11 protein-coding genes are annotated in these 12,044 nt (G+C 73.2%); 3 read left to right on the top strand and 8 right to left on the bottom strand.

Going from position 1 to position 12,044, the window contains the following annotated elements; translation table 11 throughout:
- Positions 1-239 precede the first annotated feature (239 nt).
- Complete coding sequence (locus tag Sdia_RS16530) at positions 240-812, top strand: flavin reductase family protein (RefSeq protein ID WP_115069641.1); 573 nt, start codon at positions 240-242, stop codon at positions 810-812.
- Between the two features lie 128 nt (positions 813-940).
- Here Sdia_RS16530 and Sdia_RS16525 read toward each other — a convergent pair whose 3' ends face one another.
- The 4 genes from Sdia_RS16525 to Sdia_RS16510 form a co-directional block, all read right to left on the bottom strand.
- Positions 941-1,834: an IclR family transcriptional regulator gene (locus tag Sdia_RS16525; protein ID WP_100457094.1), complete on the bottom strand. Its 894-nt coding sequence runs from the start codon at positions 1,832-1,834 to the stop codon at positions 941-943.
- Between the two features lie 720 nt (positions 1,835-2,554).
- A complete protein-coding gene (arsB, locus tag Sdia_RS16520) occupies positions 2,555-3,670 on the bottom strand; it encodes an ACR3 family arsenite efflux transporter (protein ID WP_124288349.1) in 1,116 nt (371 codons plus the stop codon).
- Complete coding sequence (locus tag Sdia_RS16515) at positions 3,667-3,975, bottom strand: ArsR/SmtB family transcription factor (protein WP_100457092.1); 309 nt, start codon at positions 3,973-3,975, stop codon at positions 3,667-3,669. Before Sdia_RS16515 ends, arsB begins: the two co-directional genes overlap by 4 nt.
- 176 nt (positions 3,976-4,151) lie before the next feature.
- On the bottom strand, positions 4,152-4,754 hold the full coding sequence (locus Sdia_RS16510; RefSeq protein WP_115069686.1) for a GNAT family N-acetyltransferase: 603 nt from the start codon (positions 4,752-4,754) through the stop codon (positions 4,152-4,154).
- A 382-nt stretch (positions 4,755-5,136) separates the two neighbouring features.
- Between Sdia_RS16510 and Sdia_RS16505 the strand changes: the two genes are divergently transcribed.
- Positions 5,137-5,868 carry an alpha/beta fold hydrolase gene (locus tag Sdia_RS16505; RefSeq protein ID WP_229831181.1) on the top strand — a complete coding sequence of 244 codons (732 nt, stop codon included), beginning with the start codon at positions 5,137-5,139 and terminating at the stop codon, positions 5,866-5,868.
- Positions 5,869-6,197: 329 nt separating this feature from the next.
- Here the strand turns inward: Sdia_RS16505 and Sdia_RS16500 are convergent, their stop codons facing one another.
- Complete coding sequence (locus Sdia_RS16500; protein WP_371874259.1) at positions 6,198-8,528, bottom strand: heavy metal translocating P-type ATPase; 2,331 nt, start codon at positions 8,526-8,528, stop codon at positions 6,198-6,200.
- A gap of 1,397 nt (positions 8,529-9,925) precedes the next feature.
- Positions 9,926-10,501 carry a rhodanese-like domain-containing protein gene (locus tag Sdia_RS16495; protein ID WP_100457089.1) on the bottom strand — a complete coding sequence of 192 codons (576 nt, stop codon included), beginning with the start codon at positions 10,499-10,501 and terminating at the stop codon, positions 9,926-9,928.
- An 80-nt stretch (positions 10,502-10,581) separates the two neighbouring features.
- Here Sdia_RS16495 and Sdia_RS16490 point away from each other — a divergent pair, with 80 nt between their 5' ends.
- Entirely contained in the window at positions 10,582-10,869 is a 288-nt protein-coding gene (locus Sdia_RS16490) for a metal-sensitive transcriptional regulator (RefSeq protein WP_100457186.1), read from the top strand.
- Positions 10,870-10,896: 27 nt separating this feature from the next.
- Here the strand turns inward: Sdia_RS16490 and Sdia_RS16485 are convergent, their stop codons facing one another.
- Complete coding sequence (locus Sdia_RS16485; RefSeq protein WP_100457088.1) at positions 10,897-11,640, bottom strand: sulfite exporter TauE/SafE family protein; 744 nt, start codon at positions 11,638-11,640, stop codon at positions 10,897-10,899.
- Positions 11,637-12,002, bottom strand: coding sequence for a rhodanese-like domain-containing protein (locus tag Sdia_RS16480; RefSeq protein ID WP_100457185.1), 366 nt, complete (start codon positions 12,000-12,002; stop codon positions 11,637-11,639). The genes Sdia_RS16485 and Sdia_RS16480 overlap by 4 nt, the downstream gene beginning before the upstream one ends.
- Positions 12,003-12,044: the final 42 nt, after the last annotated feature.

Here is a 12,044-nt window from a genome sequence, read left to right as displayed (position 1 = left end):
CCACGGTGCCGTTCGTGATCGGTTTCTGGACGGTAACCAGGGCCGGCGGGGCCGCGCGGGACACGTCTCGGTCAGCGGGACGCGCGCGACCGGAACGGGGCAGGCGCGCCCCGCGGGCCCGCACCGGCCGGTGGTTCCACTCATCGAGAGCGGGCACCCGGCCCGTCCGGACGGTGTCCTAGCTTCGGCCTTCCGCCCGTCCCGGGCACATTCCCCCCGTCCCCCTCGAGGTGAAACCGATGGCCGCAGAGTCCCTGTCCCCGCCCGACACCGCCGAGGCGACCGCGCCGACACCCCTGCGGATGCGGCGCGTCATGGGGTCCTTCGCGTCGGGAGTGACCGTGGTGACGGGGCTCGGGCGGGACGGCGCCCCGGCCGGCTTCGCCTGCCAGTCGTTCGCGTCCGTCTCCCTCGAACCGGCCCTGGTGCTGTTCTGCGCCGATCACCGCGGGCGCGCGTGGCCGAGGATCAGGGAGACCGGCCGGTTCACCGTCAACATCCTGGCCGCGGACCAGACCGACCTGTGCGGCCGGTTCGGATCCGGCAGGGGCCGCAAGTACGAGGACCTGGACTGGGAGCCGTCCCCGTGGGGCACGCCGTCCCTGCCGGACGTCCTATCCCGGGTGCATGCCGAGGTGTACGACGTGCACGGCGGGGGCGATCACGACGTGGTCGTGGGCCGGGTGCTCGCCCTGGAGACCGTGTCGGACCGCCCGCCGATGCTCTTCTTCCGCGGCGGTTTCGACGTCGGCGGCCCGGCGGACGCCCTCGCGGTCCCCGACGTGTGGGGCTGGGGAGACCACTGGGGATGAGCGGGCGGGGCCGGACCGTCACCGCGACGGGCGGGACCGTCACCGCAACGGCCGGCGTCCTCGCCGGACCGGGAGCCAGGCGTCCGGCACCAGCCGCCGGGCATCCCCGTCCGGGCAGCGCCGCGCGGCTACTGCCAGTCGCCGTACTGGCCGGTGGCCAGCAGACGGTCCATGGCCTGCGGAGACCAGGCCCCTTCCGGCTCGGCCGTCGTACGGTGCGACGCCGGGGCCGCCGTCCCGCCGCCCGGGAACAGCTCACGGGAGACCTGCCGGGCCGCGTCCACCACCAGCGGGGCGATCTTCTCCAGGGGTGCCGAGGCTCCCCCGACGAGGGAGATCGCGGCGACCGGACCGTCGGGGCCGCGCACCGCGGCCGCGACGCAGGCGATGCCCGGGAAGCACTCGCCGCGCTCGAAGGCGAGCCCGTGGCGGCGCCGTACACGGTCCAGTTCCTGGTGGAGCGTGCCCACGTCGCAGATCGTGCGCTGGGTGAGGCGCCCTATGGCCTCCCCCGCCCGGGCCTCGACCTCCTCCGGTTCGAGCCAGGCCAGCATGGCCTTGCCCAGCGCGGTCGAATGGGCGGGCGCCCGGCCGCCGACGCGCGAGGGGACGGCTTCGGCGAACCGGCCCCCCGCCTTGTCGAGGTAGTACACCTCCGCGCCGTCCAGGACGGCCAGGTGAACGACGAGGCCGGTCTGGATCTGCAGTTGGTGCAGCCGCCCGGCGGCGGCCTCGCGCACGCGGGTGCGGGCCCCGTCCCCGCCGCCGAAGCCGAGGGCCCGGCGCCCTAGCGCATAGCCCAGAGCGGTGTGGTCGAGCCAGCACAGCCGCACCAGTTGGTCGAGGATGCGGTGAGCCGTGGACCGGGGCAGGCTCGTGCACCGGGCCACTTCCTCCAAGGTCAGACGGGCGGTGCGGCCCTCGAACAGGTCCATGATCAGCGTCACCCGCTCGACCATCGACGGCGGCAACTCGCGACGGGCCGACGCGCGTGCGGTGGGAAGACCATCGACAGCCGTCATGGGAGCCTCCAGTCACAGACTGAAATGAATTCTTGTTTTCCGGAATGTAACAGGCCTCCCCCACCGAGTGAAGAGATGCGGACGGAGTCACCGCGCCAGAAGCTCCGGCCTCGGTTCCGGCCCCGAGCTCCGGGCGATCCACACCCTTCACGTCCGCCCAGTCGGTGCACGCGCAAGGCGATCGGCGATCGTCCCCCCGGGGCGGAGGCGCCGGCGGCGGGCGCCGTAGCGGTGAGGCCGCCGGAAGGACAACGAGCCAGGGCTCGTGGCCGGGTCGGCCGACTCTGAGTGCCTTCGGGAAGCTGGACTTCACGCCGGGAGCAGGGCCGGTACCCCCGAGGGCGACACCGCACGTCCGCTCGGCACGGCGGCGCCGGCGGGAGCTCCTTCGAGCAGAAGCCGGTCGCCGTCGCGGCGCCCGGCGTGCACACAGGTGCCGTGCCGGACGGGCAGGTCGTCGCCTCACCTGGTTCGCGCGGTGGTCCACGACGTGCCCGGCGTCCGGATGCAGCCGGCCCGGCCGGGCGGCAGGCGGCGGCCGGGCAGCGCCCAGCCGTCCGGCCGGGGAGAGCGACCGCGCCGAGCCCCACCCGTGCGACCGGGATCAGCCGGCCTCCGCATCGGTGCGGAGGGCGACGAGGGGCGGACGCCGACAGCGCGGGTGGCAGCCGGCGGCGGACCCGGCCCGGCCGCCGCCGGCCACCGCCTCGACGCGCCGGGTCACCGGGCCGTCGTCACCGCGTCGGCGGAGAACCTTCTGCGCCAGGCGAGCGCCACGTGGACCAGGGCGATCAGCACCGGGACTTCGATGAGCGGGCCGACGACACCGGACAGCGCCTGGCCCGAAGTGACGCCGAAGGTGGCGATGGCGACCGCGATCGCCAGCTCGAAATTGTTGCCGGCCGCGGTGAAGGCGAGCGTCGTGGTGCGGTCGTACGCGAGGCCCAGAGCCTTGCCCAGAAGGAAGGTTCCGAAGAACATGACCGCGAAGTACACCAGCAGGGGCAGCGCGATCCGGGCGACGTCCCATGGCCGGGAGGTGATCGTCGCACCCTGGAGGGCGAAGAGGACGACGATCGTGAACAGCAGCCCGTAAAGGGCCCACGGGCCGATCCTGGGAAGGAACTTCGCCTCGTATGCGGTGCGGCCCATCCCGCGCTCACCGACGCGACGGGTGAGGAAGCCGGCCAGCAGCGGGACGCCGAGGAAGACGACGACGTTCAGCGCGATGTGCGGGACGGAGACGTCCAGGCCCTGGCCGTCGCCCAGGTTCATCCATCGCGGCAGCACGTCGAGGTAGAACCAGCCCAGCAGGCCGAACGCGAGGACCTGGAAGACCGAGTTGAGGGCGACGAGGACGGCGGTGGCCTCGCGGTCACCGCAGGCGAGGTCGTTCCAGATGATGACCATGGCGATGCAGCGGGCGAGGCCGACGATGATCAGGCCGGTGCGGTACTCGGGCAGGTCCGGCAGGAAGATCCAGGCCAGGGCGAACATCACCGCGGGCCCGACGACCCAGTTGACGAGCAGCGAGGAGATCAGCAGCTTGCGGTCGCCGGTGACACGGTCGAGCTTGTCGTAGCGGACCTTGGCCAGGACCGGGTACATCATCACGAGCAGGCCGAGTGCGATCGGCAGGGAGACTCCCCCGGCCTCGATCTTCGCGAGCGCGTCGTCCATGCCGGGCATCAGGCGGCCCAGGCCCAGACCGGCGGCCATGGCCAGCAGGATCCAGAGCGCCAGGTAGCGGTCGAGGGTGGAGAGCTTCCTGACGACCGAGTCGTCCCCGGCCGGGCCGGCGCTCCGTGCCGGCGAGGTGGACTCGCCGGCGGTCACGGGCAGGCCCTCTTGTTCTCCGCGGCGGTCCGGGCGGAGGCGGCGAGTTCGGCGAACCGCCCGGAAAGGCCGGCCAGGACCTCGGGTCTGAGCTTGTAGTAGGTGAAGCGGCCGCAGGGCTCGGTGTCCACCAGTCCGGCCTCGCGCAGCACCTTCATGTGGTTGGACAGGTTGGTCTGCTTGGCTCCGGTCTCCTCGACCAGGTGCGTCGTGCACAGCGTCTCGCGCGCCAGCAGGTTCACGATCTCCAGGCGGAGCGGATCGCCCAGCGCCCGGATCACATCAGGATCGACTGAAGTCAGCATGGGCTGATGCTTTCACATCGCTTGCCGCTGATATCAGCAGGGGCTGATGTCAGCGGTGGCTGGGTTCGCCCTGCGAGGAGAGAGAACGATCACCGTGGCCGACAAGCCGTCCGTCCTGTTCGTCTGCGTCGGGCGTACGCCCGAGGGCGTCCCGTCATCAGCAGGGCACCCGCGTCTCAGCACGGGTCCTTGCGCATGCACCATGTGCGGGGGCCGCCGTCGGGGAGGGTGACAGCAGCCGTGACCCGGAAGCCGAGCCGCTCGTAGAACCGCACGTTCCTCTCGCTGGAGGTCTCCAGGAAGGCCGGACACCCGGCCTGCCCTGCCTCCTCGATACCGGGAACCAGCACCGCGCTGCCAAGGCCCCTCCCCTGCGCTTCAGGAGAGACGGCCACCGTGTCGAGGAACCACGCCGGCTCCTGTGGCCGGTGTGGGGCGACTGCCTGCTCCGCGGACGCGTAGGCAGCCTGCCGGTCACCGGTCAGTCCGCCGAGCACCGGGGCGACCTCGGCGAAAGCGGACGAGGGATCCGTGTCGGGCGTGGACCACACGGCGACAGCTCGCCCTTCGTCGGCGACCCACACGCGGCCGTACACCATGCCGATGCGGGTGAGACAGATTTCCTGGAAGCGCCGGACCCGTTCCTCATGGCCTTCTTCGGCAATCACGTGCCGAGTGAAGGGGTAGTCGGCGAAAGCTCGGGCGAGCGTGTCGACCGAGGTGGGGACGTCGGTGTCGGTGAGGGGACGCACGACAGGGGCGTCCTCGCGGTGTGCCATGTTCACCGGGCCATCTTGTCAGCAGGCGACCTCAGGTCGTCACAGTCGGCGTCGCCTGGACAGCCGGCGACCCTGGGCGTGCCGCTGGGTGCGCCGGTGGCGGGTCTGCCGGCCTCCTCTCGTCGTGGACCGCCCGCTGATGCTCCCGCGATGAGGGTGAAAGCCCACCGGATCTCACGTAGACGTAGCCGTACCAGCCCGAGGTGAGCTGGACAGTCGATGGCGGGTGGGGCGAATGAGGGCGAGCACGATGGCGTCGGTGTACCGCAGCGTGGCCGGCCGGGAGCAGGTACGCGCGTGGTGCGCGGCCCGGCTGGACGCATGGGGCGTTCCGCACCGGCGATGGGAGGTACCTACTGACGCCGGTCCCACGCACGTGGTGATGGCCGGACAGGCTCGGGAAGGGGTGCCGTTGCTGGTGCTGGTGCCGGGCACCAACATGAACGCGGCCGTGTCCCTGGAGGCGGTCGCCGTTCTTGCGACGACCGGGGCCGTGGCGGTGCTGGACATCCCCGGCCAGCCCGGACTGAGCGCCGGTCACCGTCCTCACCGAGCCCGTCTGCCCTGGTACGGCCACTGGCTGAGCCAGGCTCTGGAACAGGTCGCCACGGGGCCGGCGATCGCCGTCGGCCACTCCCTGGGCGCCGCGATCGCCCTGGCCGCGCACTCTCCACACATCACCGGCCGTCTGCTGCTCTCCCCCGGCGGCGTGACGCGCCTGGCTGTCCCCGCCTCCGTGCTGCGTGCCACTCTCCCCTGGGTGCTGCGGCCTGCCGAGCACCGCTCCAGGCGTTTGCTGAGAGAGATGAGCGCTCCTGGCCACGCTGTGCCGGAGCAGCTCGTCGAGTGGATGACGTTGGTCGGCCGGAGCTGTCGCAGCACCCTCGCCCCCAGCCCTCTGCCCTCCCACGTACTGCGACGCGCTCGCCCCGTCCCGTGCGTGGTGGCGGTGGGCTCCCACGACGTCTTCCTGCCCTCGGCACCGCTCGGCAGGGCCACGCGGCGTCTTCTGGGTGCCGAAGCGCACGTCCTCGACGGCGCCGGCCATCTGGTGCTGGACGACGCCCCCCATCGCGTCGGGGCCCTTGCCGCACGCTTGCGCACCAAGGACTGAAGCGCACCCGGCGGGAAGGCGGGAGAACCATCACGGACCGTGCCGACGTGGCCGTACCCGCCTTCCCGGCTCCGGCAGTTCGCCGTCCCGGCGCACCAGGGCGACGGCGCCCTCTGGCCAACCCCCTGTTGCCACCCTCGCGGACAACCACTGCACCGCGGTCGGTCCGACTGGACCCCGCCCGGCCGGGAGCACGGACCGGCCCACCGCGGCACAGCTGGAGTCCCGGCGACCGCACCAGCGAGCCAGCTACTCCGCCCGCCGCTTCGGCTCCGTCGTCCATCCCGTCCGCACTGCACTGACCTGGGACTCCTGAGGATGAAGGAGGTTCAGTCGGTCAAGGAGGTGTACTCCTCGTCCTCCTGAGCCAATTGCAGTCGCAGGACGGCATGGAGTCCGTACAGGCAGGAACGCAGGTCGTTGAGCTGGTCAGCGCCCAGGCTGCCGCGTTCCCGGGCCATGCGCAGGTGCAGGGCGACGCGCCGGGTCAGACGCTCGGTCTCGGCGCGGGAGCGGCGGACGGCGGGGGCCGCCACCGCCGGGCCGTCCGGCTGCCCGGCGAGTGCGGGGTACAGCTGGTGCTCGACAGCCGCCTCGTGCGGCAACAGCCGCTCGGTCAGCAGCCGGTACACCTCCTCGACAGCCGCCAGGGCTCGGGGGCCGGGGCTGTCGGACAGCCGGTCGGCAGCGGTCCGCACCGCCTCGACGTCGTCCCGTAGGTCATGCTGTTCGGCTGCGAGGCGGCGGACGAGTCGCGCGGCTGCCGGGGTGAGGGCCGGCCGCCTCTCCGCGCCGGCGCGGAGTGCCCGCAGAGCGTTGAGGATGACCGCGACGTCGATGCCTTCCTGGAGCAGGGCCCCCGCGGTGGGCGGAAGAAGACCCCAGGCAGCGGCCCCCATGGCCAGGAGCGACATCACCATGCCGGCCAGGGCGCTCTGCACGGCGATCCGCCTGGCGCGTCGGGCGATGGCGACGGCATCGGCGAGGCGCTCCACGCGATCGGTGGTCAGCACGACGTCAGCGGCTTCCGACGAGGCGGTGGAGCCGCGTGCGCCCATGGCCACTCCGACGTCCGCGGCGGCCAGAGCGGGAGCATCGTTGACGCCGTCCCCGACCATGACCGTGACGGCACGTTCGCGTTCCGCGCGCACCGCGGCGACCTTGTCCGCGGGGCTCAGCTCGGCCCGGACGCCGTCGAGGCCGAGGAGGGCTGTGACTTCGCGCGCCGGTTCGGCGCGGTCACCCGTGAGCATCATGATCCGCTCGATGCCCGAGGCGCGCAGGTGACGCAGAGTCCGCATGGCGTCGGGCCGCACGGGGTCGTGCAGGAGGACGGCGCCCGCCGTCGTCCCGTCCACGGTCAGCCAGGCGACGGCTGCCCCGTCGAGCAGGGCGCGGTTGTCCACCGCCTCGGCCCAGGCGGGCATGGCCTTCGTGGTGTCCATCCGGCCGATCGAGGCCGGGCGCCCGTCCACGGTGCCCGTGGCACCCCGGCCCGGGTCTTCGCGGACGTCCGTCACCGAGGGCAGTTCGAGCCCGCGCTCTCGTGCGGCGGCGACGATGGCCTGGGCCAGTACGTGCGGGGAGTACGCGTCGAGTGCCGCGGCCAGACCGAGCACGTCCGCAGGTCGCCGGCCGGGCGCGGCGACGACGTCCAGAACGCGTGGACGGCCGCCGGTCAGTGTGCCGGTCTTGTCCAGAAGCAGGGTGCGGGCCTGGCCGAGGTTCTCCAGCGAGCCGCCGTCGCGGACCACCACGCCCCGCCGTGACGCGCGGGAGAGTCCGGAGACGATCGCGACCGGGGCGGCCAGCAGGAGGGGGCACGGGGTCGCCACGACCAGCACCGCCACCGCACGCTCGGCGGAGCCACTCAGCAGCCACGCCAGCCCGGCGACCCCCAGGGAGACCGGCAGGAACCAGGCGGCGTACCGGTCGGCCAGGCGGACGACGGGTGCAGATTCCGCGCCGGCCTGTCGGGCCAGCCGCACGATCTCGGCGTAGGCGCTGTTCTCCTCGGTGGCGGTCGCCCGCAGATCGAAGGCGCCGCCGGCGTTGATCACCCCGCTGCGTACGGCTTCTTCCTGCACGCGCTCGACCTGCAGGGACTCCCCGGTGAGCACGGACTCGTCCAGCACCGCTCGCGGGCTTTCCACATCGCCGTCGACCGGGACCACCTCTCCCGGGCCCACCACGAGCAGGTCACCGACGGCCACATCCGCGAGCGGCACCGCGCGCACTCCGGTGCCGGTGCGCAGGCGCGCGGTGCGAGGCACCCGTTCCACGAGGGAGCGGACGTCGTGGGAGGCGCGCCGTCGGGCTGCGGCTTCCAGTGCCCGTCCGGTGGCCAGCATCAGCGCGATCAGCGCTCCCGCCAGGTACTCGCGCACGGCCAGGGTCCCGCCGAGGGCGAGCACCGCGATCAGGTCCACCCCCGCACGGCCCTGCCGTAGCGCCGCGACCACCCACGCCACGGCCGGGACGACCGCGACGAGCGTGCCCAGCGCCCACAGCGAATCGGCGAGCCCGAGGGCACCGGTGGCCCAGGCGCCGGCTCCGGAGAGCAGGGCCGCAGCGGTGAGGACGAGGAGGGCGGACTCGAACATGTTGGCTGCGGCGGTCACCCAGCGGCGTACCGGGGACGCGCCGTCGGAAGAGCTCATCCGCATTCCTCTGCCGCCTCTCCCGCGTCCGGGCAGCGGCGGACCCACCGCGTTCCGCCCGTGTCGCGCCCCGGGGACGTCGCGCGGGTCACCGGAGGCCGGTCGGGTACCTCGCCGGAACCAGCCGGTGGGCGTGCCGGCCGCGCCGCGCACGCCCGGAGCAGGTCCCCGGCGGCGAGGCCGCGCCGGGCCTGTCCGCGACGGTACCGCTCGGTCGCGCTGCTCGTGCGGGCCGGCACGCCGCTCAGGTCCACACGCCATCGCCGGCCTGCCTCCTCGTCCCCACCGCCCACCCGGTGGAACAGGCTCTCGGCCCCCCGCTGCGCCGGCGCGGACAGGAACCACGCGACGGGGTCGCCCGGTGGGCGGAGGGAGAGGGCCGACGCCACGGCCGGAGCGAGGATCGCAAGACAGCAGGCGAGCACGTCCGTCACGTCAGAATCTCCCGGGAGACAGAAGACAGACCCTCAGGTGCACGCACCACGCTCCCCGGCGACGATCAGCCCCAGCACGTCGTCGGCGTTCAAGGCCGGCCGGTCGCGTCGGCGAGGGCCCTGAGGAGGGGAAGACCACGAGGACGGGGCCGGCGAAGAGGGGGTCGGTCATGATGGCGGAAGGCTCCGAAGCCGGCAACGCACGCCGCCCGGCGCGGGCGAACGCTCTCAGGGGAACCGCAGTGTCCGTCACGACGGTAGTGGAGGAACCTGGCCACGGGGACACGCGACCTGCCCGCCGGATGGCTGATGTCACCCGGGCCCGGGGCGGACCGGCGGCGCGGGACGTGGGCCGAGATCCACGGGTTCGGTCCGGGATGCGGACCGGCCCGCCTCATCCCGGACCGCCTCGCTCTGCCGGGCCCTGATGCCGCACGGGACGAAGTCGTCGAGCGACTGCGGATGCCGGAGGGTGACGGTGGAGATCACCTCGTTGCCGGCGGCCGGCAACTCCTCGCCGCCCCGCCGGCGCTTCGCCTCGCGGCGCCGGGAACCTTGGAGCGGGCCAGTTCATCCACCGGCGGCGCCTGCGGGTGCGCACCAGGACGGCGTCGGGCCCCTACGGGGGAGTCTTCGCGGTGCGCCGAGGTACGACGCGGCAGGCTTTCCCGCCTCCAGCCATCTGTCGTGTGCCGGACCGGCGACCGTCGTCCTCCGCGAGGGCGATGACGAGACCGGTGCGGCGCCGAACGCCGTCGGCACGGTGGCGTCCGACCACTGTTCCGGCCGGGCCCGGCCGCCGTGGTGGCAGCGGTGGGAGCCCGCTCGCCACCGCCACCGTCCAGGAGACGGGCGACCGAGCCGTCCGGGCGTAAGCCGTCGCCGCCCGGTGTCACGCTCGGGGGCGCGCACGCGTCGTAAGAGGCGGGAGCCGGGGAACCGGTTCCCGCCCCTCTCGTCCCCTCAGCGGTTGCGAAGCTCAGCCAGGGTGGTCTCGAGGTCGGCCGTGCGCGGACGGTTGTGAGGGAGCTTGGCGAGCAGGGCGGCCATGCCGCACGTGTTGGTGAGGGCGGAGAAGACGAGACCGGCGGCGACGCCGGCCGACAGGATCTGGAACGCCGGATGGATCAGGACACCGAGGAGGAGCCCGATGAGGACGATGGTCCCCGCGGTGAGCCGGACCTGGCGTTCCATGCCCCAGACAGCGCGCGAGGTGCTCCGCGGGCGGTCGAGGTCGTGCCCCTCGGCGGCCCAGGCGCCGGTGCCGCCCGCCAGGGTGACGGTGGTGACGTGGTGCTCGGCGAGGATGCGGCAGGCGTTCTCGGAGCGCGCCCCGGACGCGCAGACGACCAGGATCTCGCTGTGTTCGGCGGCTCGTCGGATGTCGGGCAGGGCTCGCCGGATCTGGTCCAGGGGGATGTTGAGGGCACCGGGCAGGTGACCGCCGGCGTACTCGCCGGGGGTGCGTACGTCGATCACGGTCAGTTCGTGCAGTCGGGTGCGGGCTTCGCCGGCGCCGAGGCTGGTGGGCGTGGTCATGACTGGTTGTTCCTTCTGTTGTGGGCCGGACCCCACCGCGGAGTATTGTTACCCCCGGGGGTATTCAATGAGGAGTGATGATGGAGCTTGATCTGGCTACGGCGGAGCTGACGGCGGTCCTGAACCGGCTGCGCCGGGCGCAGGGGCAGATATCCGGGGTGATCCGGATGATCGAGGAGGGGCGGGACTGCGAGGAGGTCGTCACTCAGCTGGCGGCGGCCTCCCGAGCACTGGACCGGGCCGGTTTCGCGATCATCGCCACCGGGCTCCAGCAGTGCCTGACCGGGCCGGAGGACAGCGGCCGTACCGGTGAGGATCGCGACGCGATGCGCGGCCGGCTGGAGAAGTTGTTCCTGTCCCTGGCCTGATCCGCCGGGCGACGGGGCCGGACAGACTCATACGGCCACGTCGACGAGCATCACGGCCGCCACCGCCAGCAGGACGAAGCCGAAGGCGCGTCGCAGAGTGTCCCCGCTGATCTTCGTGGCGAGACGCCTGCCGTCCCAGGCACCCAGGATCGCGGCCCCGGTGAACGGGGCGATCACCTCCCATCGCAGGTCCCCGCCCGTGCCCGTGCGGGCCGCCAGGGCGACCAGCGAGTTGACGGCGATGACCAGCAGACTGGTGCCCACCGCCCGCTTCATCCGCAGGCCGACCACACTCACCAGGGCCGGGACGGCGAGGAATCCGCCGCCCACGCCGAGGAAACCCGTGACGGCGCCGAGTCCCACGCCGGCCCCCGCGGCCTTGACGGGGCGCACCCGCTCGGGCGGCCCGGACGCGGCCGGGCGGAGCATCCGCAGGGCGGCCAGCGCGGCGACGACCGAGAAGGCCCCGGTGAGCACGGCGGCCGGAAGGTGTCCGGCGGCGGCGCCGGCGAGGAAGGCGGGCACGATGCCCGCCACCGCGAAGAGCGAGCCCGTCCTCCAGGCGACGTCGCCGTCCCGGGCGTGGGCGTACAGGGCGGTGGCCGAGGTCGCGGTGACGATGATCAGGCTGGCGGTGGTCGCGGCCGCGGGAGAGAAGCCGAGCACATAGATCAGGGCGGGGACCGCCAGCACGCTGCCGCCGCCGCCCAGGGCACCGAGGGCCAGTCCGATGACCGCCCCGGCAGCCAGGGCGAGGAGAAGGGCGCTCACGCCGGCGGACCGCCGCTCTCACGTTCGCCGACGACCGGGTACCCGGCGGCGGCCCACGCGTTCATGCCGCCCACCACGTCGACCGCGTCCGCGCCCCGCCCCGCCAGAAGCCTGGCGGCGCGCTGCGAGCGGTGCCCGCTGCGACAGATCACCACCAGCGCACGTCCCCGCGTGGACACCGGCAGGGCCGCACCCGCGACCAGCCCCGTCAAAGGGGCGTGGACGGCGCCCGGGGCGTGCCCGGCGCGCCATTCGGGTTTCTCCCGTACGTCCAGCAGGACTGCTTCGGGCCGCTTTCCGCCCGTCCGGGCGCGCGCCTCGCCCACGGACAACCGTGTCGTCCTGCGGTGGAGAGGGAACATCGTCTGCATCGCCTTTCTCTCGTGGGTGCCGTCAGGTCACGC

It is taken from the genome of Streptomyces diastaticus subsp. diastaticus (assembly GCF_011170125.1).
Classification (GTDB): domain Bacteria; phylum Actinomycetota; class Actinomycetes; order Streptomycetales; family Streptomycetaceae; genus Streptomyces; species Streptomyces diastaticus.
The sequence above is the reverse complement of the archived record's forward strand: the minus strand, read 5'-3'. Positions and strand labels throughout refer to the sequence as shown.